Genomic DNA, 24,179 nt, shown 5'->3' with positions numbered 1-24,179 from the left:
ACCCGGCCGTCGCAGATGTCTAGCCGACGCCGAGAGTAAAATTGACCCGTGTGTTGTCGCAGCCTACCTAAGAAAGGTGCTGGCAGCCTGTGACGAACGACACTAGGTATGGTACCGGGACGCTGAAAGTATCGCAAGAAACGCTGCAAAGCCAATGATCTAGAAGGGGAAGCGCATGTCGGAGCAGTCGACCCCCAGTGCCGCAACGACCGCCGTTCCAGGATTATCCGCCGAAGAGAGCGAGCGGATGAAGGACGCCTTCAAGGACATTGCCGAACGCAGCCAGAAGCTGCTGGAGGACTTTGCCGAGAAGTACAAGGCCGATGGCCCCCAGCCCGCCGATCCGCTGCGCCTCACCCAGACCTTCATGGACTTCACCGCCAAGATGCTGGCCGATCCCAACCGGCTGCTGCAGGCGCAGATGGAGCTGTGGCAGCAGTACATGAACCTGTGGCAGGTCACCGCCCAGCGCATGATGGGCCAGAAGGTCGAGCCCGTGGTCGAGCCCACCAAGGGCGACAAGCGCTTCAACGACCCGGCGTGGAAGGACGAGGTCGTCTTCGACTATCTCAAGCAGTCCTACCTGCTGACGGCGCGCTGGCTGCAGCACACCGTGAAGGAGGTCGAGGGCGTCGACGACAAGACCGCGAAGAAGGTCGACTTCTACACGCGCCAGTTCATCGACGCGATGTCGCCCTCCAACTTCGCCATGACCAACCCGCAGGTCGTCAAGGCGACGGTCGAGAGCAAGGGCGAGAACCTGCTGAAGGGCCTGCAGAACCTGCTGACCGATCTCGAGCGCGGCAAGGGCACGCTCGCCATCCGGCAGACCGACATGAAGGCCTTCAAGGTCGGCGGCAATGTCGCGACCTCGCCGGGCAAGGTGGTCTACCAGAACAAGGTGATGCAGCTCCTGCAGTACACGCCGACGACCGAGCAGGTCTACCAGATGCCGCTCTTGATCGTGCCGCCGTGGATCAACAAGTTCTACATCCTCGATCTCAAGCCCGAGAACTCGTTCATCAAGTGGGCGACCGAGCAGGGCTACACGGTGTTCGTGATCTCCTGGGTCAATCCCGACGAGCAGCTGACCAGCCTGGTGTTCGAGGACTACATGAAGCTCGGGCCGCTGGCTGCGCTCGACGCCATCAAGCAGGCGACCGGCGCCGAAAAAGTCTCGGCGATCGGCTACTGCATCGGCGGCACGCTGATGGCGACGACGCTGGCCTACATGGCGGCGCGCGGCGATGACCGGATCGCGGCCTGCACCTTCTTCACCGCCCAGGTCGACTTCACCGAGCCGGGCGAGCTCGGCGTGTTCATCGACGAGGATCAGCTGGCCAGCGTCGAGGAGATGATGAGCAAGAAGGGCTATCTCGAGGGTGCCGAGATGGCGACCACCTTCAACATGCTACGCGCCAATGACCTGATCTGGTCGTTCGTGGTGAACAACTACCTGATGGGCAAGGACCCCTTCCCCTTCGACCTGCTGTTCTGGAATGCCGATGCGACGCGCATGCCGGCGGCCATGCACAGCTACTACCTGCGCAACATGTACCAGAAGAACCTGCTGGTTAAGCCGGGCGGGCTCACCATCGACAACGTGCCGATCGATCTCAGGAAGATTTCGATCCCGGTCTATCTGCAGGCCGGCAAGGAAGACCACATCGCGCCCGCCAAGTCGGTCTACAAGGCGACGCAGATCTTCGGCGGACCGGTGCGCTTCATGCTGGCGGGCTCGGGCCATATCGCCGGCGTGGTCAATCCGCCGCGCAACAAGAAGTACCAGCACTGGCTGAACGAGACGGCCAAGAATCCGCCGACGCTCGACGAGTGGCGCGCGGGTGCGCAGGAATTCCCGGGCTCGTGGTGGCACGACTGGGACAAGTGGCTGTCGGCCAAGTCCGGTCCCAAGGTCCCTGCCCGCGTGCCGGGCCAAGGTGGCCTGCCGGCGATCGAAGATGCGCCGGGCAGTTACGTGAAGGTGCGGACGATCGACTGACGCATTGTCTTCCGGACCGCCGGCTTCCAGCCGGCTCATGAATCATGAAGCCGGCAAGATGCCGGCGGTCCGGAAGAGCATGACCACCCGTCCCCTATCGATCCGTCAGAACATCGACCAGCGACTCGATCAGCCGTCGGGTGTCGTCTTCCGTGCCGACGGTGATGCGAAGCCAGGGTGCCGTGCGCGGCTTGTTGAAATGCCGGACCAGCACCGCGCGCTCGCGCAGCGCCGCCGCGAGCTTCGCCCCGTCCTGCGCCGGATGACGGGCGAAGACGAAGTTCGTGCTCGACGGCAGGACCACGAAACCGAGCTTCGTCAGCTCGCGAGTCATCGCTTCGCGTCCTGCAATGATCCTGGCGCAAGTCTCCCGGAAGTAGGTGTCGTCACGCAGCGATGCGGTCGCGCCCGCCTGGGCGATACGGCCGAGCGGGTAGGAATTGAAGCTGTCCTTCACGCGGGTCAGCGCCTCGATCAAGCCGACGTCGCCCAGCGCGTAGCCGACGCGCAGGCCGGCCAGGGCGCGCGACTTGGACATCGTCTGCACGACCAGCAGGTTCGGATGATCGGCGATCAGGGGAGCCGCGCTCTCGCCGCCGAAATCGACATAGGCCTCGTCGATCACCACCGGGATGTCGGGACGATCTTTCAGCAGTCGACCAATCTCCGCCCGCGGCAGTGCGATGCCGGTCGGCGCGTTGGGATTGGCGATCACGATCGACCCCGCCTCGCGCCAATAGTCCTCGATCCGCACGCGCATGCCGTCGTCCAGCGGTACGGTCTCGAAGGCGACGCCGAACAACTGCGCCCATACCGGATAGAAGCTGTAGGTGACGTCCGGAAACAGCAGCGGCTTCGGCTGCTTCAGGAGCGCCACGAAGGCATGTGCCAGCACTTCGTCCGAGCCGTTGCCGACGAACACCTGTTCGGCCTTCACGCCGTGGTGCGCGGCGAGCGCCTCACGCAGCTCCGTCGCTTCAGGATCGGGATAGAGCCGCAGGCTATCGGCCAGGGCGGCGCGCATCGCGTCCAACGCGAGCGGCGACGGGCCGAAGGGGCTTTCATTGGTGTTGAGCTTCACCAGGTTGGTGATGCGCGGCTGCTCGCCCGGCACATAGGGCGAAAGCTCGTGCGCGATCTGGCTCCAGAACGGGTTCATCGTGGCATCCGGGTCGGGGTCGAGCGGCGGCTTATGCCATTGCAGGGCCGGCTTAGCCAGCCGGCTCGACACACTCCCTCGATAGCGCCAGAGTGTCCGATCAACCGAATCGCCCTACGAATGACTGCACCTCTCCTGATCGACGTCGTGCCGGAGCTCGTCCTGGAACTCGAACGGTTGCTTATTCAGGAAGACGAAAGTGCCTTGGCTGCGCGCGTACGTGGCCTGCGCATCCTCGCCCGCTGTCGTTGCGGAGATGATTTCTGTGCGTCCTTTTATACCGCGACCGCGCCTCGACCGGACGGCGCCTTTGGTCCGGACCTCCGCACAATCGGCCTGTCGCCCCATCTGATCGTGGATGCTATCGGGCCCGATATCGTGCAGGTCGAGGTGTTATACCGAGACGATTTGAGGGCCAGAATCCACGCCGCCGTTCCGTGAGACAGTGGATCGTCACGAGGTCGAGCGCCCGCTCAATCCCACGTCGGCGAAATAGCGCTCCATTTCGGCGGCCTGCCCAGCGGTGAAGATCGCGCCGACATAGCCGTCGGGCCGGACCAGCACGCAATCGCCCGGCGACAGATCGTAGCCGTCGCGGACATGCCCGTATGCATCGACGATGTCGCCTCGCTCACCAACCGAATGGATGACCAGCCCGCCGCGCGGATGGCCGAGAGCTCGCCGGTCGACTTCGTAGCCCAGCAACGACCAATGAAATCCGCGGAACAGATCGAAAAGGCGTACGGGCTGACCGCCGGCGCCGCGACAGACCGCATCAGGTGCACGCTGCCCGGCCCGGATGCGCCCCGACCGTCCTCGCAGGTCGAGGGTGAGCGGCGATTCGAAATAGCCGAGATCGAGCTCCTGCGTGTCGCGGCCGCGACGCATCTCGCCGCGTTCGCGGGCGGCGCGCAGCAGGTTCGTCGAAAGGCCCAGCACGTGCGCGGCGATGGGCCGCCGCTCCGCTTCGTAGGTTGCGAGCAGTGCCGGCGGTGCGCCGCCCAGCACCGCCGCGAGCTTCCAGGCGAGATTGTAGGCGTCCTGCACGCTTGTATTGAGGCCCTGCCCTCCGGTCGGCGGATGAACGTGCGCGGCATCGCCGGCAAGGAACACCCGCCCGACCTGGTAGCGATCGGCCAGGCGCACGTTCATGACATAGGCCGACGACCACAGGACCTTGTGCACGACGATGTCGCTGCGCCCGGTGCGCTCGGCGATCAGGCGATTGATGCCCGCCACCGACAGGTCGGGCTCGCCCGGCCGCACGATCCCCGCTTGAAGCTGAAACAGGTCGGTACCGCCCAACGGACAGATCGAGACATGTCCGCCACCCGCGGCGTTCCAGCGATGCCAGCGGTCGCGTGACAGGCCTTCCAAAACCATGTCGGCGACCAGCGCCCGGCCCGGCAGGGTCTCGCCGGGAAAGTCGATGCCCAACGTGTGCCGCACGAGGCTGCGGCCACCGTCGGCGCCTGCCAGATAACGGACCCTCAGCATCTCCTCGCCCGCATCGGATTTGAGCCGCGCCGTCACGCCCTCCTCGTCCTGCGCGAAGCCCAGAAGCTCGCACTGTGACGTCACGTAGTGCCCAAGCTCGGCCAGCCGTTCGCGCAGCAAGGTCTCGTTGATGTTCTGCGGCAGCATCAACGGCTCGCCGTAGGGCTCCGCCGGCGTCGCCTCGCGCCGCTCCATCATGGCGGTGTCGTGGAACGCCTGGCCATCGTAGGTCCGCAGCAGCGGATACGGCCCGCCGGCCGCGACCATGCGGTCGAGCAACCCCAGGTCCTCGAACAGTTCCAGGCTGCGCGGCTGGACGCCCTTGCCGCGCGATCCGGGGAACGGCCGGTCGGACCGGTCGATCAGCCGAAAGGAGACGCCCCGTCGCGCAAGATCGATCGCCAATGTCAGCCCGGCGGCACCGGCGCCGCTGATCAACACGTCGATTGCAGGCAGGTCCGTCATCGTCCTTCCCATTGCGTGCATAATACACATATTGGGGCGGCCCTCGACGGGGTCAAGCAGGAATGTGCATAATGCACATAATGAGAACCGACCTCCGCCAGCTGCACGAGGCCCTGCTCGACCTGACGGCCTTTCTGAACCGGCCGCAACCCGACCGATCGCTGATCGCGGAGGCCGGGATACGGCTCGACCGCGCGCTCTTCCCCCTTCTGGTACGCATCGAGCGGCGTGGGCCGATCGGGATCGTGGAACTCGCCGAAACCATGGGCCGCGATCATTCGACCGTCAGTCGCCAGGTCGCTGCCCTCGAGAAATCGGGACTGGCGATCCGCCGCCCCGGCCGCACGGATCAGCGCGTTCGCGAGGTGGCGATAACGGCCAAGGGCCGGTCGATGACGGCCGCGCTCGATGCCGCCCGCGAAAGACTGGTCGGCCCCTTCTTCGCCGAATGGAGCAAGAGGGACAGGAGCGAACTCGTCCGCCTGCTGCGGCGCCTTGTGGCTGACCTCACGAGAGGCGAGATCGCGAGTGGTTCAGGCTCCCAGCGTCGTAGGTCGCCTTGAAGCCCACAGGCAGGTGGACTGGAGCCACAAGATCGACTTTCCATCCTGACATCGGCAAGGCTATGCTCACCACCGTTAGGAAGTGGTAGCAGCGGTCGCGTTTGTAGCTTGCGTCCAACCTAGTTGGGTCGGAGGCGCACCGATGACGCTCAAAACCGCCGATCTCGATCTGGCCGCGTCCGTAGCGGATGAGGCGCCGTTGGCCGTGCGCCGCCGCCGGCCACGCTTCGTGGCGCGCGATACGCGCGCGGCCTGGTGGTTCATTGCGCCGGCGTTCCTCCTGCTGGCGTTCCTGGTCGCCTATCCCTTCGTGCTCTCGGTGTGGTTCAGCCTCAGCGACGCCCGCGTCGGCACATCGGGCAGCTTCGTCGGGCTCGACAACTTCGAGCGCCTCTTCTCCAGCTCGATCTTCCTGCAGACGCTGCAGAACTCCTTCGTGTTCACCGCCGCGGCGCTCACCGCCAAGATCGTGTTCGGCATGGCGCTCGCCCTGCTGCTGTTCCGCATCACGCGCTTCAAGCGCCTGATCCGCGGCGCCATCCTGTTGCCGTTCATCGTGCCCACCGCGCTCTCGACGCTGGTCTGGTGGTGGATGTTCGAGCCCATGTACAGCGTGGTGAACTGGACGCTGAAGACCCTGCATGTGGTCGAGCGCGACATCCCGTGGCTGCCCGACCCGTACCTTGCGATGGTCGTCGTGGTCCTGGTCAATGTCTGGCGCGGGCTGCCGTTCTTCGCCATCACGCTGCTGGCCGGCCTCGTGGCGATTCCGCGCGAGCTCTACGAGGCCGCGGAAGCCGACGGCGCCGGCCCGGTCCGGCGTTTCTGGCACATCACCCTGCCACTGGTGACGCCGGTGCTGGGCGTGGTGATCCTGTTCTCGGCGATCTTCACCCTGTCGGACTTCAACATCGTCTACGTCCTGACCAAGGGCGGGCCGCTGAACATGACTCACCTCTTCGCCACCTACTCCTTCACGCTTGGCCTGCAGGGCGGCGAGATCGGCCTGGGCGCCGCCGTGTCGCTGTTCCTGTTCCCGATCCTGCTGGCGGTTGTGTTCCTGCAATTGCGCCTGATGCGCCGGGCGGCGATCTATGAGTGACGCGCCCCTCAATAGCGCAATCGCGCTCAGCCGGACCCGCACGGATCGCGCTCGCCGCTGGCGCACCATCCGCCCGCTCCTCACCGTCTACCTGCCGGTGCTGCCGTTCGTGGCGTTCGCTCTCTTCCCGCTCTATTTCATGCTGGTGACGTCGCTGAAGAGCAACGCCGAGCTCTACGACGTCGGCAGCGTGCCCTTCTGGATCTCGCGGGGCATGACCCTCAGCCACTACGGGCTGCTGTCCGCCGACACGCCGTTCTGGGACTGGTTCGCCAACAGCCTCATTGTCAGCCTGTCCGCGACGGTGATCTCCGTCGTGCTCGGTGTGCTCGCCGCCTATCCGCTGGCGCGCATGCGCTTCCCCGGTTCCGATTCGTTCGGCGTCGCGGTCTTCATCACCTACCTGGTGCCGCCGACGCTGCTCTTCCTGCCGCTGACGTCGGTCGTGAACTGGCTCGGCCTGTCCGACAGCCTGTGGGCGCTGGTCGTGACCTATCCGACCTTCCTCGTGCCGTTCTGCACCTGGCTGCTGATGGGTTATTTCCGCACGGTGCCCAAGGAGATCGAGGAATGCGCCATGCTCGACGGCTGCAACCGGTTCCAGAGCATGTTCCGCATCCTGCTGCCGGCCGCCGTGCCGGGCCTGATCTGCGCCGCGCTGTTCGCCTTCACGCTGTCGTGGAACGAGTTCCTCTATGCGCTGGTGTTCGTATCGCCGGCCGAGCTCAAGACCATGACCGTCGGCGTCTTCTCGGAGCTGATCCGCGGCGACATCTACTACTGGGGGGCGCTGATGGCCGGAGCCGTCATCGGCTCGATCCCGATCGTGATCGCTTACGTGTTCTTCCTCGACTACTACGTCTCCGGCCTGACCTCCGGAGCGATCAAGTAAAGAACCGCAAAGGGAGGCAAACATGGTGACATCGACGAACAGCCATCCGCGGCGGCAGCGCCGCCGGCAGTTCCTGCAGAGCGCGGCCGGCGCCGCCGGCGGCCTGGGCACGGTGCTCGCGCTGCGCCAGGCACCCGCCCTGGCGCAGACCCGCGAGCTCACCTTCCTCACCGTCGCCAGCTTCGTGCCCGACACCGACAAGGAGCTGAAGCGGCAATTCGAGGAATGGGGCAAGCAGAATAAGGTCAAGGTCAGGCTCGACATCATCGCCCACCTGCAGCTGCAGACCAAGAAGGCAGCCGAAGTGCAGGCCAAGTCCGGCCATGACCTCACCGCGCTCGGCCCGGGCCTGGGCGATGCCGCGCTCTACTACGACTACCTCGTCGACCTGGCCGACCTCGCCGGCGATGTCGGCCCCAAGAACGGCGGCTGGCTGCGGCCCGACGATTATCTGATCCGCGGCAAGTGGACTCTGCTGCCGTGGTGGCAGCCACCCTTCCCGATGGCGATCAGGACCGACATCCTGAAGAAGCTGGACGAGACGCCGCCCGACACCTGGGAGGACTGGCTGCGCGTCGGCAAGAAGGCAAAGGCGATCGGGCATCCGTTCGGCACAGCGATGGGCCACAGTGGCGATGCCAACACGACGCTGCTGTCGATCCTCTGGTCCTACGGCGGGTCCTACGTCGCCAAGGACGGCCAGACCGTCACCATCAACTCGCCCGAAACCCGCGAAGCGATGGAGTTCGTGAAGCGGCTCTACACCGAGGCCATGGATCCCGAGGTGCTGGCCTGGGACGATGCCAGCAACAATCGCTGCCTCAATGCCGGCAAGTGCTTCGCGATCCACAACCCGATCAGCGCGTATGAATCGGCGAAGAAGGACCAGGTGGTGGTCCCCGGCACCAAGCAGCCGATCGCCGAGGTGATCGACCACGTGAACACGCCGCGCGGTCCCAAGGGCCGCTACGCGACGACTGGCTTCTGGTGCGTGGGCATCTGGAACTTCTCGAAGAACGTCGACGCGGCCAAGGATTTCCTGCGCTTCCACTTCCAGCCCGACAACCAGGCGCGCTGGGTGGAGGCCGGCCACGGCTTCAACATGCCGTTCCTCAACAACCTCACCAATCACCCGGTCTACAAGAGCGATCCGCAGTACCGGAACATTCCCGACGTCGCCAAGGTCACGGTGCCGCCGTCATGGCCCGGCCCCACCACCGCGGCTTCGCAACAGGTCTGCGACCTCTACATCATCCCCGACATGTTCGCGCAGTACGCCACCGGCCGCATGACGCTCGACCAGGCCATCGCCTGGGGCGAGAAGGAGATCTCGGCGATCTACAGCAAACGCCGCGGCTGATCTCGCCTAGGGCACAGTCCACGCTGGTTGATTCATTCCTCCCCAGCGAAGCTGGGGAGGTGGCCCGTAGGGCCGGAGGGGTCATGAGCGTCAGTACTGTTGCCCATGACCCCTCCGCCCGCTGCGCGGGCACCTCCCCACGCTTGTGCGTGGGGAGGAAATGATTCAAGCAGCGCGGAATATGCGCGTCGAAGCGGACGACCGACTAAAGTGTTGGGTCGCCGAGTTCGTAGCCCATGAGTACACGGCCGTGGGTCGAGCCGTTGACGTCCCAATTCTGGGTGAAATGGCGCGCCGCCACGCTCATGTCGCGATAGATTCGCGACATCGGATTGGCTTCGTAGACGCTGCTGCTCGCGCCGGCGTCCCATAGCTGCTCGACGGCACGGGCCGCCAGGCGGCCGGCGAACGCCGCATGCGAGCGGAACTTCGCGCGCTGCTCGTCGTCGGGCAGGCCGTCTCGGGCGGCGATGGCGCCGGCCTCGTCGCAGACGCTGAGCAGGAGCTGACGAGCCGCCGCCACGGCGGCCGACGCTTCGGCGATCTTGACCTGCTGGGTGGGATAGCCGCCTACCTTCTGGCCTGAGCTCAACGCAAGACGCCGGCGTGCGCCCTCCAGATAGAGCTCGAGTCCCGCCTCGGCGATGCCGAGCACGGCGGCGCTGATATAGACGCCGAAGATGGCGTAGCTCGGCGTGCGATAGAGCACGCCCTTGTTGACGGCCTTGCCAGGCGTTGGGCCGCCCTTGAGCTGGCCGATGACGAGCGTACGGTGCGCGGGCACGAAGACGTCCGTGACGACGACGTCGTTGCTGGCCGAACCCTTCAGCCCCAGCGAATGCCAGGTGTCGAGGATCTCGATGTCGGCACGCGGCAGCGCGAAGTAGCGGTGCGTGTCGACGCCGCCGCCGTCGACGAAGGCCGCAAACAGGCACCAGTCGGCGGTACTGACGCCACTCACCAGCGGCCAGCGACCCGACAACACGTAACCGCCATCGATGCTGCGGGCGCGACCGCAGGATGGAATGAAGATGCCGCTCACCAGGCAGGCCGGGTCGTCATCCCAGATGTCGTGCTGGCCTTGGTCCGGCCATTGCGACAGCATGAAGTTGTGCGTGAGGTGCTGAACGAAGGACCACGCCGTGGAGCCGCAGCCGCGGCCCACCGCCGACAGCGCCAACACGCCGCTTCGCATGTCCGCCTCGCAGCCGCCGAACCGCATCGGCTGATAGAGCCTCGCGACGCCCGCTGCCTTGAGATCGGCGACAGTTTCCGGCGGCATGCGCCGCAGCTCGTCGACCATGGCGGCGCGCTCCCTGAGGACCGGAATCAGGGCCTCCGTCCGTGCCACTACCTCCGATGCGCGCATGCACTCCTCGCTCGATGCCGGGGATCGAGCAACGTCCATGCCAGAGGCAAAATGCGCATTTCGGCGTCCGTCGCGCGCCGCTGAAAGCGGCTACTCAGCCGCCTCCGCTGCCAGAGGGAGCTGCCGTGGCTGACTAGAAGTCGACCGGATAGGGCGACAGCTCGCCGCTTTCGTAGCGCTGCGGCAGGCCGGGCGTGACGTTCTCCCAGACATAGAGCATCGAGCGCTTGGTCGAGTAGCCTTGGTGGCGGATGTCGGCCGGCATGGCGGCGACGTCTCCCGCCTTCATGGTGACGCGAGCCCGCGGCGCACCGGTGTTCTTGTCGCCGACATCCCAGACGATCTCGTCAGACAGCTGGATGAACCACTCCACCCTGTCATTGCCGTGGAAGACCGGCAGGATGAATTCCTCGGTGGTCGGACAAGCGAGTGAGGCCTTGCATACCGCCGTGACCGACGGATTCCAGGTGACGTCGGAGCGGCTGAGGTACTTGAACAGGCTGAAGGCGTGGAGCTGCCCTTCGAAGCCCGGCTCGGCGTGAATTTCCGGTTCGTCCTGGGGCACATCGGCAAAGGCGCGATTGACCGGCATGTCGTCGCGCAACGGCGAATCGCCCGGCAATCCCGGCATCCGCCGGGTGGCGATGCGGATGCGCTCGATGGCGGCGATGTTGTCGCCCTGCTTAGGTCCGTAGGCGGTGCCGGTCTCGACCGGGGCGGCGAAGGGACCGAAGCCTTCGTTCACCCAATCGCGCAGCATGGCCTTGAAGGTGGCCATGATGTGATCGGCGTCGAACTGCTCGAGGTAGTCGACCCCGGCCTCCTTCAGGGTGCCATTGAAGGTGCCGGCGTAGAAGTCGACCTTGCCGTAGTGATTGCGCGTGCCGATGACGTGGTCGAAGTTGACCCAGCCATAGAAGAAATTCCAGGCGACGTCGCGCATGCAGGCGCGCAGGAAGGCGTCGGCCGGCATCTGATGCGAGCGCTTGGCGCCCTTGGCCGGCCAATGCACGGTGACGAAATACTCATCGCGCGAGAGTTCGAACCTGCCCAGCCGAAAGCTGCGATAACCGTTGCGGTTGCTGGGCTCGCTGGCGACGACTTGGGCGACGTTGGCAGCCATGTGCAATCCTCTCGGGGGCAATCCTCTCAGGTGAAACAGATCTCGCGCCACTTCTGAACGCTGAGATCGCCCAGCACCGTCTGCTGCATAAGCACGCCGAGCCTGGTCGCGGTGAAGCGATAGGCGTTGCCGGCGCCCAGCAGGACCTGGTGTCCGCGCTTCAACTTCACGTGGCCCATGCGCGCGCCTTCGGGGGCATCGCCCAGCAGCACAGCGCCATTCTTGTCGGCGCTGGGCGGAACCTTCATCCTGATGAAGTCGACGGTGATCTCGCCGTCCATGCAGAGCGCGAACTCGTCGTGGCCACAGGCGAACCACGGCGAGACGCCGTCGGCGCGCATGACCTCCTGGACATATTCCATGTTTCTGGCCACCACGACACGCTCGTAGGGCCTCGACTTGGCGGCCACCTCGAAGACGTTCGAGAACACGTAATGGCGGGCTTCGCCGGACACCAATTCGATGGTGCCCTTGGTGTAGTCGGTGATGGACCCGAAGACGGTGTGAACCTGCACCGTGCCCTCCCCTGTTCCTGCCTCAGGGTAGAGCGAGCAGAGGGCGCGTCAATGCCTTGACTCGTCCGGGCCGCCGAATGAGGCTCCCGACACGGGGAAATCAAGAAAACCACAAATCGAGGAACGCCCATGATCCGCACTTTCCATCGGCGAACGCTCGCCGCCTTGGCGGCCGGCGCCAGCCTGTTGGCGCTCGGAAGCGCCGCCCTCGCCCAGGGCAAGTACAAGGAAGCGCCGGCGCTCGCCGAGCAGGTGAAGGCGGGCAAGCTGCCGGCGGTCGATGCCCGCCTGCCCGAGAAGCCGCTGGTCGTGCCGACTGTCGACAAGGTCGGCGAGTATGGCGGCACCTGGCGCCGCGCCTTCCTCGGTCCAGCCGATTCCAACAACTACGTGCGCGTGGTCTACGACGCGCTGTTCCGCTTCTCCCCCGACGGCGCCAAGATCGAGCCCAAGATCGCCGAGAGCGCCGAGCCATCGGCCGACTTCAAGACATGGACCATCAAGCTGCGCAAAGGGTCCAAGTGGTCCGACGGCCAGCCGTTCGGGGCCGACGACATCCTGTTCTGGTACAACGACGTGCTCCTGAACAAGGAGCTGACGCCTACCCTGCCCGGCTGGATCAGGAATGCCGACGGCACGCCGGCCAAGGTCGAGAAGGTCGACGACAACACGGTGCGCTTCACCTATGCCGCGCCCGCGACGCTGTTCCTGACGGCGGTCGCCAACCAGGACGGCGCCGACCGCACCTTTGCGATGTTCCTGCCGGCGCACTACCTCAAGAAGTTCCATCCCAGCCACACGCCCAGGGCGGACGTCGACAAGGCGGCACAGGCGGCGGGCTTTAAGACCTGGACCGAGCTGTTCGCCAACCGCAACGCGCCGCCGGAGAATCCCGAGCGGCCGACCATGGCGGCGTGGTCGCCGACCAGCCGCGCCAGCGATCCGGTGTTCACGCTGCGGCGCAATCCCTACTACATCGGCGTCGATTCGGCGGGCAACCAGCTGCCCTACATCGACGAGGTGCGCTTCACCTACTTCGCCGACGCCCAGGCGCTCAACCTTGCCGCCATCGCCGGCAACTTCGACATGCAGGAGCGCCACATCAACATGACCAACTACCCGGTGCTCAAGGAGCAGGAGAAGACCGGGAAGTACAAGATCACCGCCTGGCCGACCTTCGGCGGCGCCGACGCCGTCATCGCGCTTAACCAGACCTACGCGGCCGATCCCGAGATGGGCAAGCTGATGGCCAATGCGGACTTCCGCCGGGCCCTGTCGCTCGCCATCAACCGCGACCAGATCAAGGAGAGCGTGTTCCTTGGGCTCGGCGAAGCGCGGCAAGGCGTGCCGGCGCCGTGGCATCCCTACTTCCCGGGGCCGGAATGGGCGCAGAAGTACACCGAGTTCAAGCGCGACGAGGCCAACAAGATGCTGGACGGCATCGGCCTCAACAAGAAGGACGCCAACGGCATCCGCCTGCTGCCCTCGGGCAAGCCCGCGACCATCGAGATCAGCGTCGTGCCGGCGTTCGGCGCCTGGCCCGACGTGGCGTTGCTGGTCTCCAAGGACTGGGAGGCGGTCGGCATCAAGACCATCGTGCAGATCCGCGAGCGCGCACTGCACTTCAAGATGAACGAGAACAACGAGCTGATGGCCGAGATCTGGAACGAGGACACCAGCGCGTTTCCCTACACCGGCAACGCCAAGGCCGATCCGCGCAACGCGCCCATCCTGACCATGGGACCGCTGTGGCGCCGCTGGTATGCCACCGGCGGCAAGGAGGGCGCCGAGCCGCCGCCGGAGATGAAGCGCATCGTCGAGATCGTCGACAAGGCGCGCACGGTCGGGCCCGAGGAGCAGGTCAAGCTCAGCCAGGAGCTCTATCGCATCTGGGCCGAGCAGCTGTTCGAGATCGGCACGATCGGGCTCACGCCCATGGTGCAGGGCGTGGTGGTGACCAACGTCAAGTTCCGCAATGTCCCGGCCACGCTCGGCAACGACTGGCCGCTGCGTAGCCCGGGCAATGCGCGGACGGAGCAGTTTTACTTCACGAAGTGAGAACCATCGACCGTCGACCAAGCATAACCTCATGCTGAGGAGCGAGCGCAGCGAGCGTCTCGAAGCATGGGCCGCAGGCAAGGTGCCTGTTGCCACCCTTCGAGACGGCCCTTCGGGCCTCCTCAGGGTGAGGCCGTGTCGTAACCGCATGGCGTACCCATGACCCGTTACATCCTGCAGCGGCTGGCGCTCCTGCCGCTGCTGATGGTGATCTACTCCTTCGTCATCTTCGTCATCATCCAGGCGCCGCCGGGCGACTTCCTGACGGCGTATGTCGCCACGCTCGCTTCCTCGGGCTCGTCGATCTCGCAGGAGCAGATCGAGGCGTGGCGCGCGCAGTACGGGCTCGATCAGCCGATGATCGTGCAGTACTGGCTGTGGGTGAAGCACCTGGTGCACGGCAACTTCGGCCTGTCGCTGGAATACCAGCGCCCCAACGCCGACCTCATAGGCGAACAAATAGGGCTGACGCTGGCCCTCGCCCTCTTCTCCTTCTTCCTGACCTGGGCGATCGCCATCCCGGCCGGCATCTATTCGGCGACGCATCCGCGCTCGATCGGCGACCACATCCTCACCGTCGTCAACTATGTCGGCGTCGCCACGCCCAACTTCATGCTGGCGCTGATCCTGATGTGGGTGGCCTTCGCCTACTTCGACCTCAGCGTCACCGGCCTCTATTCGCCCGAATACGCCGACGCGCCGTGGAGCTGGGGCAAGTTTTTGGACCTGATGGCGCACCTCTGGCTGCCAGCCCTGGTGCTGGGCATCGCCGGCACCGCGCGGCTCAGCCGCATCATGCGGGCCAACCTTCTTGACGAGCTCAACAAACCCTACGTCGTGACGGCGCGCGCCAAGGGCATGAAGGAGTGGCGCCTGGTGCTGCGCTACCCCGTGCGGCTCGCCTTCAATCCGCTGATCAGCACCATCGGCTGGTACCTGCCGATGCTGTTCTCCGGCAGCCTGATCGTGGCCACGGTGATGAACCTGCCCAACATCGGCCCGCTGCTGCTGCGCGCCCTCGTGAACCAGGACATGTACCTCGCCGGCGGCATCCTGCTGATCTACTCGTTCCTCACCATCGTCGGCACGCTCCTGTCCGACATCCTCCTCGCGCTGGTCGACCCGCGCATCCGGGTGGGGAGTTAGGTGACCGCCGCAGACATCACCGCCGGCAAGGAGGCCGAGGACCGGATTGCCGTCGCGTCCAACTGGAAGCTCGTGTGGTGGCGCTTCCGGCGCCATCACCTCGCCATGGCGAGCGCGGTGCTACTGATCTTCATGTACACCATCGTGCTGGTGCCGAATTTCTTCTCGACCCAGGATCCCGAGCGCACCGATGCGCGACAGGCCTTCATCCCGGTGCAGACGGTGCACCTGTTCGACGACGGGTCCTTCTCACCCTGGGTCCCCGCCATCGCCGGCAAGCGCAATCCCACGACCTTGCGCATGGAATGGACGACCGACAGCAACAAGAAGGTGCCGGTCACCTTCTTCGGTACCGGCTACAAGTGGAAGGTCTTCGGCCTGTTCGAGACCACCCGCCACCTGATCGTGCCGGTCGATCCCAACCAGCGCATCTTCCTGTTGGGCTCCGATCGCCTGGGCCGCGATCAGTGGTCACGCATCATGCACGGCACGCAGACATCCATGACCGTCGGCCTGGTCGCCGTGGCGCTCAGCGTCATCCTGGGCGTGGTGCTGGGCGGCATCTCGGGCTATGTCGGCGGCAAGACCGATTCGGTGATCCAGCGCCTGATCGAACTGTTGCAGTCCGTCCCAACCATCCCGATCTGGCTGGCGCTATCGGCCGCCCTGCCGCGCGACTGGACGCCGACCCAGATCTTCTTCGCCATCACCGTGATCCTGTCGCTGGTGGGCTGGACGACGCTGGGTCGCGAGGTGCGCGGCCGCTTCCTCGCTTTGCGCGAGGAGGACTTCGTGCTGGCCGCGCGGCTCGCCGGCTGCTCGCGCATGCGCATCATCCTGCGCCACATGGTGCCGACGTTCCTCAGCCACATCATCGCCACCAGCTCGCTCGCTATCCCGGTGATGATCATCAACGAGACCTCGCTCTCCTTCCTCGGCCTCGGCATCCGGCCACCGGCGATCAGCTGGGGCGTGCTGCTGCAGGAGGCGCAGAACATCCAGACCCTGGCGCTGGCGCCCTGGCTGCTGATCCCCGGCCTGGTCGTCATCGTGGCGGTGCTGGCCTTCAACCTCGTCGGCGACGGGCTGCGCGATGCCGCCGATCCGTACAGCCATTGAGGACGATGTGAGCACCGAAGCCCAACCGTTGCTCTCCGTGCGCGACCTCAGGGTCTCCTTCGTCCTCGACGAGGGCCTAGTACGCGCGGTCGACGGCACGAGCTTCGACGTCATGCCCGGCCAGGTGCTGGGCGTGGTCGGGGAATCGGGCTGCGGCAAGAGCGTCACCATGCGGGCGATCCTGCAGCTCATCGACCGCCCGGGCCGCATCACCAAGGGCGAGATCCATTTCCGTCGCGACAGTGGCGTCGTCGATCTCGTCCAGCTGTCGCCTCGCGGCGGGGAGATGCGCGACATCCGCGGCGGCGAGATCGCGCTGATCCCGCAGGAGCCGATGGCCGCCTTCAGCCCCGTGCACACGGTGGGCGACCAGATCGTCGAGGCGATCCTGCTGCACAGCCATCGCTGGCAACCCGACCGCAAGCTGAGCCGCAGCGAGGCGCGCGACATCACGGTCGGCCTGTTCCGCGATGTCGGCATCTCCATGCCCGAGCAGCGCATCTACACCTACTCCTGGCAGCTCTCGGGCGGCCTGCGCCAGCGCGCCATGATCGCCATGGCGCTGTCGTGCAAACCCAGGCTGCTGATCGCCGACGAGCCGACGACGGCGATCGACGTCACCACCCAGGCGCAGGTGCTGGCGCTGCTGCGCGACCTGCAGGCGCGCTACAACACCGCCATCATCTTCATCACCCACGATCTCGGCGTGATCGCCCAGATGGCGAGCTATGTCGTGGTGATGTATCTCGGCCGCGTCATGGAGGAAGGGCCGGTCGACGACATCTTCCATGCGCCCAAGCACCCTTACACCAGGGCCCTGCTGCGCTCGATCCCGAGCCTCTACGGCCAGACGCGCGTGGCGCTGCCGGTGATCAGCGGCGCCCTGCCCCATCCCTTCAATCGGCCGCCCGGCTGCCCGTTCCATCCGCGCTGCCCCGACGTCATGGAGCGCTGCTCGGTCGCCGTGCCGCGCCTGATGCCGGTCGGCACCAGCCAGCTCGCGAGCTGCTTCCTGCATCATGAGGAGGCGGAGCAGGCATGAGTGACGTCTTGCCGGACCGCGGGCCTCCAGGCCCGCTCACGAGCGGGCCAGAGGCCCACACTCCCTTGCTCGACGTCCGCGGCCTGCAGAAATTCTTCCCGATCACGCGCGGCTTCCTGCAGCGCACGGTGGGCCATGTGCGCGCGGTCGATGGCGTCGACTTCACCGTCAACGAGGGCGAGACGCTGGGCCTGGTGGGCGAGAGCGGCTGCGGCAAGACCACGGCGTCGCGCTGCATCCTGCGCGCCATCGATCCGACCGGCGGCCAGATCCTCTATCGCACGCGCACCGGCAAGGTCGTCGACCTCGCGAGCCTGCCGCCGGCCGAGCTGCTGCCGCTGCGGGCCGAGATCCAGATGATCTTCCAGGACCCGTTCGGCTCGCTCAATCCGCGCATGACGCTTCTGGACAATGTCGGCGAACCCCTGCTGGTCAACGGCATGAAGAGCCGCCGCGAGCGCACCGACCGCGTCGCCGAGCTGCTGCGCCTGGTCGGCCTGCGCCCTGAGTTCATGCACCGCTTCCCGCACGCCTTCTCGGGCGGCCAGCGCCAGCGCATCGGCATCGCCCGCGCGCTCGCCACCAACCCGCGCCTGGTGGTGGCCGACGAGCCGGTCTCGGCCCTCGACGTCTCGATCCAGGCCCAGGTGCTGAACCTGCTGCTCGAGCTGCAGGCGCGACTGAAGCTCACCTTCCTGTTCGTCGCCCACGATCTATCGGTGGTGCGCCACATCTCCGACCGCATCGCCGTGATGTATGTCGGCCAGCTCGTCGAGCTCGCTCCGACCGACGCCATCTTCCGCCAGCCGCTGCATCCCTACACTGCCGCGTTGATGCGCGCCGTACCGGCCGCCGACCCGCGCGTGCGCTCGGGCGACGGCGTTCTAAGCGGCGAGGTGCCGAGCCCGGCCAACCCGCCATCGGGCTGCTACTTCCATCCGCGTTGCCGTCACGCCCAGGCACGCTGCAAGGTCGAAGCGCCGGCGCTGCGCGAGATCGCGCCGGGCCATGTCAGTCGCTGCCATTTCGCCGGAGAGATGGTGTTTTGAGCAGAGCAGTCGATTGAAAATCATGGTTTCAGTCGTTCGACCGTGAGCGTCTGCCCGCGCCAGCATTAAGTCTTCGTCGCAGCGTTGTTTCAAACCGACACAGTTGCTGCGAATGAACTAACAAAGTTCACCGGCTTCCCGATCATCACACCGAAGTCACATCTGGCTTCCGGTTGAAGTTCATACTCCTTGTTATCGCAGAATTGCGATTACAAAGGGGGCTACCATGAATTCGATCCGTGCCATCATCCTGGCTGGCGTATCTCAATTCGTGATCACCACCGCCTTCGCCGCTCCCGACAATGCGGTCATTCGCGCAAATGCCGCTGCCGGCGTCGCAGCTAGCAAAGCGTGCATCGCGCCACTCAATAATCCGTTCCATGAGTCACGTGCCTACGCGATGATGCACCTCGCCATCCACGACGCCCTGAACGCGATAGATCGCAAGTATCAGCCATACGCATACGACAAGAAGGCAGAGCCCGGAACGTCGGCCGATGCCGCAGTGGCAGCAGCAGCGTACTACGTAATGTCTCCGACCCTCCAGAAGCTGCCTGCCGAAGCCCTGCCAAACGAGGCATGTCTGGCGAACGGCAATGCGGTCGTCGAAGCTGCCTATGTGTTGGCTTTGGCGGTCATCCCAGATGGCCCAGCGAAGACCCAGGGGATTGCTCTGGGAAAGGCTACGGCGGCGGCAGTCCTTGCGAAGCGAGCGGGTGATCACGCCGATGATGGCGGGCCGTATATCAACAAGACATGCCCTCCGCCTGGCCAACCCGGCGCCTATCAATGCACACCGGATCGCCCCTTCGTCGCCTTCGAGAAATGGGCGAACGTCACCCCCTTCGTGATGCAGGACAATGCACAATTCCGACCCGTGCCGCCTTACAAGGTGGACGATGCGAAGTTCAAGGCTGACCTCGAAGAGGTGAAAAAAATCGGCGGTGACGGCAAGACGACACCGAGCACTCGCACGCCTGAGCAGAGTGAAATGGCGTTGTTCTGGCTCGAAAGCTCGCCGCTCAAGTGGAGCCGCATCGGGCGGACCGTCGCGGCCGACAAAGGGCTCGACATGTGGGAAAGCGCACGTTTATTCGCCATCCTCGAAATGGCGCTGGCCGATGGCTACATCGCCATGAGCGCTTCGAAGAACCACTACCAATTCTGGCGGCCAGTCACCGCCATCCGTGCCGGTGGTGATGCGTCCTGGACCCCGTTCCAAGTCACTCCGCCGAATCAAGACTATCCATCCGGCCATTCCATCGAAGGTGGGGTGGGAGCCGAGGTGCTCAAGCGATTGATCGGCACCGATCAGGTCAACTTCAAGGATTGTGGCGCAACGTTGCCAGCCGGCAGCACATGCTACGACGAGAAGCCAGTGCTCCGATCCTACACGAGCTTCACCCAAGCGGCTGACGAGAACGCCATATCGCGCATCTATGTCGGCTTCCACTTCCGCAACGCCACCGACGAAGGAACAGCTTACGGTCGGAAGATCGGCGAGCGTGCTGCCACTCTCCTACCAGCGGCGAAATAGGAATCATGATCCCGGCCGCCGATCAGAGGCCCCGCTCCGGGGCCTCTGACGGACCCAAGGGAGTGCCCCATCACTGCGGCACCTCGCATGAGGCGTACGATAGTGCCAGGCTCTCGCTCATGATGACGATGGTGTTCCTCCGTGTCCGCCCGGCGGCGGACAGACCGAGACTGGCGACGGCGCCAGCTCGGGCAAAACTTTCTTGATCCTACCACTGCCGACCAGATCGTCGACCAGGCAGCGTTCGCTCCTGGCGAGCTTGTCGTCGAGATAGGCGCCGGTTCGGGTGCGCTGACGCGCGCCCTCGTCCGTCGTTCGCTACGGGTGATCGCGGTCGAGCCGGACCCTGTCTGGGCCACGCGGCTTCGCGAACAGACGGTAAGAAGCACGCCCGGCGTTCGTGTCATCGCTCGGGACTTTCTGGCCGTCACCCTTCCCCGCGAGCCGTTCCGCGTCTTCGGATCGCTGCCGTTCGCCAGGACGACGGACATCCTTCACCGCCTGCTCGACGATCCGGCGATCCTCATGCGGCGGGCGGATGTCATCGTGCAGTGGGAAGTCGCGGTCAAACGCGCCGCCGCGCCGCCCGCCACGTTGGTTTCAACGGCCTGGGCGCCGTGGTGGGAGATGCACCTTGGACGACGCATTCCGGCGGCAACGTTCCGGCCGGTTTCCCCGAGTCGATGCCGGGTAGCTCGCCATCACGCGTCGCGATCCACCGCTACTGCCTGTCGCGATGGCGCGCCCCTATGCCGACTTCGTTCAGCGCGAATGGCCGTTCGAACCGGCGCGCCAGCGCTCGCGCTTTGGACCGTTGTCGTAGGTCGTCGCAAGGACGTGGCCCAGCTTGAATTCGAAGAAGATGTGCCGTTCGAGGGCCTTGTAGCCCGCCGCCGCCGCCCAACTGACCGCCGCGCTGCGCCGCGCGGGGTTGATGACCTCCTCTGCGCGCCCCGTGACGTAGAACTCGCCGCCACCGCCTTCGTTGTCCTCGACGGCGCAATGCAGGGCATAGCGCGCATCACGCCGAAGGTCGGCGACCTTGAGCGACGTCGGTTCCATGTAGAGGGCGAGACAGCCGCCGCCGATAAAGGGCGAGACGGGATGGACGCGCGGCGAGCCGTCGGCTCGGATCGTGGCGAGATAGGCGATGCGTCGCTCGAGCCGGCGGCAACCGAACGCTGAGAGTTCCGGCGCCTCCGCGGCGAATTCTGCCCAGCTCCCCATCTCGCGCCCTCATATTCCGTCGTTGGTCTCCACCTTCCCGGCGCGGGTGTCATATCCCCCACCCCTCGTGGTCTTGAAGGCTCCCCACAGCGTGGCCGCCTCCGCCTCGCTTATCCAGAGCCTTGTTTTCAGAAGGGCCGCGAGCCGGGCGGATTCATCGAAGATGGTCTGCCACGAGATCCAGCTGTACGGAGGCCAGTGGAACGGCACGGCATACCGGGGCGTGGGGCCATACTTCAACAGCCCGTAGAGCGCCTGCGACAGGTACCCGAACCCTTCCGACTGCTCGACGGTGGTCGTGAGCTTGAGCATGTCGAAGATCGCATGAGTGCATTCGTGAATGATCAGGCCCATGTCGGTGATGGTCGGGGATATCTCGATACGGGCCGGGCTGACGTTGCCGTAGTACATCGCAAGATGCCCCAGGGCTGGATTGGACTTCACGACGATCTTGCCGGCTTCGATGGCCTTGGCGATGTCCTCGTAGTTCGTGGCAGAAATTATGACGAAGCCGACGCCGAAGTTCATGCGCCTGACGACCGGGTCGCGCAGGATGCTCAGCACCAGATTCTGGGCGATCTGGTCGGGCGTGAGCGGCGCCGCGGGAGCGTTGGGGAGCCAGATTTCGCCCGGAGGGCTGAAACGGTAGTTCCGGCCGTCGGGAGTGACCAGGGTGCAGCCGACGTAGTGCTCCAGGTACCAGTTGACCTCCTTCGCGGCGAGCTGCAGATCGGCTGGAAGGGTGGGATAGTTGTAGCGAATCAGATCCCACGGGCTCTTTCCGACCGTGGCAGCAAGGGAGGTCCAGCTGTCGCCGATTTGAACCGGGTACTTGTGCCCGTTGGTTGGGGTGTAGGTTCTGGAGACGGGACTAGCGGGAGCCTTGATCGAATGTGGATTGATCGGCATCGCGCTTTCTCCTGCAAGACAGAGGGTCGCGGGTTCAGATCCCAGCGCCCTCTATAATGCCGAAAAGTGGCATCACGCAGGCCGAACCATCCTGGCGCCGCGTGCCAGCACCGATGCAGCCTCGTCGACAATGCGTTCGATCAGTTCCACTGCAGACGGCACGTCCTTCACCAGGTCGACGCCCTCGCCCGCCCAGATGACGCGGGCTGAGAAATCGTCAGGCTTGGTGGCGAGATAGGCCTTCTCGGCGTCCGTCCGCTCTGCCTGAAGCAGCTCCTCGTTGCCGTGCCAACGCAGATAGAAGTCGTTCTTCAATGCGCGGCCCGGATACTGCGCCGGCCACGGCGCGCCGCGGACGATGTCGAACACGCGCGTCTGCGCCGTCTGATCGCCGCCCGAGGCGGTCACGCGCGACTTCATCGCCTCGTCCCACAGCGATTCCTTGGTCGCCGTGAAGCGCGTGCCCATCGACACGCCCGATCCTCCGAGGTTGAGCACGGCCGCCAGGCCGCGGCCATCGGCGATGCCGCCTGCCGCCACTACCGGTATCGATCCGGCGATATCGACCACGGCCGGCACGAAACCCATCGTGCCGCGCGTCGTTCCCGAATGGCCGCCGGCGTCACGGCCCTGGGCGATGATCACGTCGACGCCGAGGCGCACGGCCTGCTCGGCTTCGGCCAGCGTCTGCACCTGGCAGATGGTCTTGGCGCCGGCGTCGCGGATCTGCGCCACGTACGGCGCGGGATCGCCGAACGACAGCATGACCGCCATCGGCTTGGCCTCGAGCGTGGCGCGCAAGGCCTCGGGCTTGGCATCGAGCGCCCAGGTGATGAAGCCAACGCCGACGCGCGCGTTGCCGGCGGCCACAAGCTCGCGCGAGACGGTGGCGGCGTCAGCATAGCCCGAGCCGATCAGGCCGAGGCCGCCCGCGTTGGTGACGGCGGCGGCGAGCTTGCCGCCGGCCGCCGAGCCCATCGGCGCCAGAAGGATCGGATGGGTGATGCCGAGCGCGCGCGTCAGTGCGGTCTCGATCCTGGCCATGACTGTCTCCCTATATCTCGGCGTAGATTTCCAGGACGTTGCCGTCGGGATCGCGGAAGAACACCGTGCGATGGCCGAAGCCCTGGTCGGTCACCGGCAGCACCATCTTCACGCCCCTGCTCTCCAGCAGCTCCGCGCATTTCGCGACCTCGGCCGGCGGCACGCGAAAGGCGAGCTGCAGGCAGAGGTTGCCGGCAGGCGGAGGCACGTCCTTGAAGCGACCGCCATAGGCCGTGAGCGCCAGCCGGTTCGCGCCCAAACCGAACTCGATCCAGGTCTCGCTCAGCACGTTGATGACGGGGAACTCCATCACCTTCTCGTAGAAGTGCCGCATCGCCGCCAGGTCGCGCGCGTAGATCACCGTGTAGTCGAGCTGCCGGATATGGCCGAGGGCGTTCATCATGACCCGATGCATAGCACGCACGCGGTGCCTTCCCGCAGAAGAGATGGCATCTGACGGGCGAGATCTTTTCGGGGGCGGTCATGGCTGGCGAAGCGGACAAAGCCAAAATAAGCGTCGATCAGCGGGTGACCAACCTCATCAACCGCTACTCGGTCATCGGCGGTGTCGTCGTTGCCCTCATCGGCGCCGGCTGGACGCTCTATACCTGGGACGAGGTCGCCGTCCGGGAATCGCAGAAGCCGTTCCTGGAGAAACAGCTCCAATACTATATCGAGGCGTCGAAGGTGGCGGCGAAGCTCACGATCCTGCCGCTGCAGTCTCCCGCCGGCGCCGCGCCGGAAGAGACCTGGGACTGGGCCAAGCAGCGTTTCTGGGAGCTGCATTGGGGCGAGCTCGTCGTGTTCGAAGACAAGGACGTCAGAGTGGCCATGGCGCAATTCGGCAGACAGGTGACCGAGGTCGAGAAATGCCGGCCCCGCCCCGAGGAATGCCTGGACGCGCAGGCCCGGTTGAAGTCCCTGTCGCTCGAGCTGTCGCGAGCGATCAGGGCCTCGATCCAGAGCGGCTGGGGCTACAACCTGCCGAGCGCCAACTAGTA

The 24,179-nt window shown here is 65.4% G+C and carries 22 protein-coding genes and 1 pseudogene; 14 read left to right on the top strand and 9 right to left on the bottom strand.

The annotated features are described in order from the left end of the window. The first annotated feature begins 247 nt into the window (after positions 1-247). Positions 248-2,002, top strand: coding sequence for a PHA/PHB synthase family protein (locus RSO01_RS02435; protein ID WP_246157981.1), 1,755 nt, complete (start codon positions 248-250; stop codon positions 2,000-2,002). A 94-nt stretch (positions 2,003-2,096) separates the two neighbouring features. Here RSO01_RS02435 and hisC read toward each other — a convergent pair whose 3' ends face one another. Next, positions 2,097-3,161, bottom strand: coding sequence for a histidinol-phosphate transaminase (gene hisC, locus RSO01_RS02430; protein WP_147145820.1), 1,065 nt, complete (start codon positions 3,159-3,161; stop codon positions 2,097-2,099). Positions 3,162-3,281: 120 nt separating this feature from the next. Between hisC and RSO01_RS02425 the strand changes: the two genes are divergently transcribed. Then, the gene (locus tag RSO01_RS02425) at positions 3,282-3,602 is read left to right on the top strand and encodes a hypothetical protein (RefSeq protein WP_147145818.1); all 321 of its coding nucleotides are present in this window, start codon (positions 3,282-3,284) and stop codon (positions 3,600-3,602) included. A gap of 12 nt (positions 3,603-3,614) precedes the next feature. Here RSO01_RS02425 and RSO01_RS02420 read toward each other — a convergent pair whose 3' ends face one another. Next, complete coding sequence (locus RSO01_RS02420; RefSeq protein WP_147145816.1) at positions 3,615-5,123, bottom strand: FAD-dependent oxidoreductase; 1,509 nt, start codon at positions 5,121-5,123, stop codon at positions 3,615-3,617. A gap of 80 nt (positions 5,124-5,203) precedes the next feature. Here RSO01_RS02420 and RSO01_RS02415 point away from each other — a divergent pair, with 80 nt between their 5' ends. From RSO01_RS02415 to RSO01_RS02400, 4 genes are all read left to right on the top strand, one after another. Continuing rightward, positions 5,204-5,686 carry a MarR family winged helix-turn-helix transcriptional regulator gene (locus tag RSO01_RS02415; RefSeq protein ID WP_147145815.1) on the top strand — a complete coding sequence of 161 codons (483 nt, stop codon included), beginning with the start codon at positions 5,204-5,206 and terminating at the stop codon, positions 5,684-5,686. A 142-nt stretch (positions 5,687-5,828) separates the two neighbouring features. Then, positions 5,829-6,788, top strand: a complete 960-nt coding sequence (locus tag RSO01_RS02410) for a carbohydrate ABC transporter permease (protein WP_147145813.1) — start codon at positions 5,829-5,831, stop codon at positions 6,786-6,788. Next, on the top strand, positions 6,781-7,680 hold the full coding sequence (locus RSO01_RS02405) for a carbohydrate ABC transporter permease (RefSeq protein WP_147145811.1): 900 nt from the start codon (positions 6,781-6,783) through the stop codon (positions 7,678-7,680). The genes RSO01_RS02410 and RSO01_RS02405 overlap by 8 nt, the downstream gene beginning before the upstream one ends. 22 nt (positions 7,681-7,702) lie before the next feature. Beyond that, positions 7,703-9,040, top strand: coding sequence for an ABC transporter substrate-binding protein (locus RSO01_RS02400; RefSeq protein WP_147145809.1), 1,338 nt, complete (start codon positions 7,703-7,705; stop codon positions 9,038-9,040). Positions 9,041-9,245: 205 nt separating this feature from the next. Here the strand turns inward: RSO01_RS02400 and RSO01_RS02395 are convergent, their stop codons facing one another. The 3 genes from RSO01_RS02395 to RSO01_RS02385 form a co-directional block, all read right to left on the bottom strand. Continuing rightward, entirely contained in the window at positions 9,246-10,409 is a 1,164-nt protein-coding gene (locus RSO01_RS02395) for an acyl-CoA dehydrogenase family protein (protein WP_147145807.1), read from the bottom strand. Between the two features lie 133 nt (positions 10,410-10,542). Further along, positions 10,543-11,532 carry a hydroxyquinol 1,2-dioxygenase gene (locus tag RSO01_RS02390; protein WP_147145805.1) on the bottom strand — a complete coding sequence of 330 codons (990 nt, stop codon included), beginning with the start codon at positions 11,530-11,532 and terminating at the stop codon, positions 10,543-10,545. Between the two features lie 26 nt (positions 11,533-11,558). Then, positions 11,559-12,047 (bottom strand): cupin domain-containing protein, encoded by a 489-nt coding sequence (locus RSO01_RS02385; RefSeq protein ID WP_147145803.1) that lies wholly within the window; start codon positions 12,045-12,047, stop codon positions 11,559-11,561. Positions 12,048-12,176: 129 nt separating this feature from the next. Here RSO01_RS02385 and RSO01_RS02380 point away from each other — a divergent pair, with 129 nt between their 5' ends. The 7 genes and pseudogenes from RSO01_RS02380 to RSO01_RS02350 form a co-directional block, all read left to right on the top strand. Next, positions 12,177-14,105 carry an ABC transporter substrate-binding protein gene (locus RSO01_RS02380; protein ID WP_147145801.1) on the top strand — a complete coding sequence of 643 codons (1,929 nt, stop codon included), beginning with the start codon at positions 12,177-12,179 and terminating at the stop codon, positions 14,103-14,105. Positions 14,106-14,264: 159 nt separating this feature from the next. Continuing rightward, a complete protein-coding gene (locus RSO01_RS02375) occupies positions 14,265-15,251 on the top strand; it encodes an ABC transporter permease (protein WP_147145799.1) in 987 nt (328 codons plus the stop codon). Beyond that, a complete protein-coding gene (locus RSO01_RS02370) occupies positions 15,252-16,370 on the top strand; it encodes an ABC transporter permease (protein WP_246157979.1) in 1,119 nt (372 codons plus the stop codon). It begins immediately after the preceding gene. A gap of 7 nt (positions 16,371-16,377) precedes the next feature. Beyond that, positions 16,378-17,412, top strand: coding sequence for an ABC transporter ATP-binding protein (locus RSO01_RS02365; RefSeq protein WP_246157976.1), 1,035 nt, complete (start codon positions 16,378-16,380; stop codon positions 17,410-17,412). Next, positions 17,409-18,461, top strand: coding sequence for an ABC transporter ATP-binding protein (locus RSO01_RS02360; RefSeq protein ID WP_147145795.1), 1,053 nt, complete (start codon positions 17,409-17,411; stop codon positions 18,459-18,461). Before RSO01_RS02365 ends, RSO01_RS02360 begins: the two co-directional genes overlap by 4 nt. A gap of 226 nt (positions 18,462-18,687) precedes the next feature. After that, positions 18,688-19,998, top strand: a complete 1,311-nt coding sequence (locus RSO01_RS02355) for a vanadium-dependent haloperoxidase (protein WP_147145793.1) — start codon at positions 18,688-18,690, stop codon at positions 19,996-19,998. A gap of 141 nt (positions 19,999-20,139) precedes the next feature. Beyond that, positions 20,140-20,574, top strand: a pseudogene (locus tag RSO01_RS02350) (ribosomal RNA small subunit methyltransferase A); the annotation flags it as partial. A 186-nt stretch (positions 20,575-20,760) separates the two neighbouring features. Here the strand turns inward: RSO01_RS02350 and RSO01_RS02345 are convergent. The 4 genes from RSO01_RS02345 to RSO01_RS02330 form a co-directional block, all read right to left on the bottom strand. Then, positions 20,761-21,225: a pyridoxamine 5'-phosphate oxidase family protein gene (locus RSO01_RS02345; protein ID WP_147145791.1), complete on the bottom strand. Its 465-nt coding sequence runs from the start codon at positions 21,223-21,225 to the stop codon at positions 20,761-20,763. A 9-nt stretch (positions 21,226-21,234) separates the two neighbouring features. Then, positions 21,235-22,134 (bottom strand): hypothetical protein, encoded by a 900-nt coding sequence (locus RSO01_RS02340; RefSeq protein WP_147145789.1) that lies wholly within the window; start codon positions 22,132-22,134, stop codon positions 21,235-21,237. Between the two features lie 72 nt (positions 22,135-22,206). After that, positions 22,207-23,178 (bottom strand): NAD(P)H-dependent flavin oxidoreductase, encoded by a 972-nt coding sequence (locus tag RSO01_RS02335; RefSeq protein ID WP_147145787.1) that lies wholly within the window; start codon positions 23,176-23,178, stop codon positions 22,207-22,209. A gap of 10 nt (positions 23,179-23,188) precedes the next feature. Beyond that, positions 23,189-23,581, bottom strand: coding sequence for a VOC family protein (locus tag RSO01_RS02330; protein ID WP_246157974.1), 393 nt, complete (start codon positions 23,579-23,581; stop codon positions 23,189-23,191). A gap of 80 nt (positions 23,582-23,661) precedes the next feature. On the opposite strand from RSO01_RS02330, the gene RSO01_RS02325 reads away from it, so the two are divergent. Further along, the gene (locus RSO01_RS02325) at positions 23,662-24,177 is read left to right on the top strand and encodes a hypothetical protein (RefSeq protein WP_147145785.1); all 516 of its coding nucleotides are present in this window, start codon (positions 23,662-23,664) and stop codon (positions 24,175-24,177) included. Positions 24,178-24,179: the final 2 nt, after the last annotated feature.

Source organism: Reyranella soli (assembly GCF_007992495.1).
Classification (GTDB): Bacteria; Pseudomonadota; Alphaproteobacteria; order Reyranellales; family Reyranellaceae; genus Reyranella; species Reyranella soli.
Note: the sequence above shows the minus strand (reverse complement) of the source record. Positions and strands in the feature narration are given on the sequence as shown.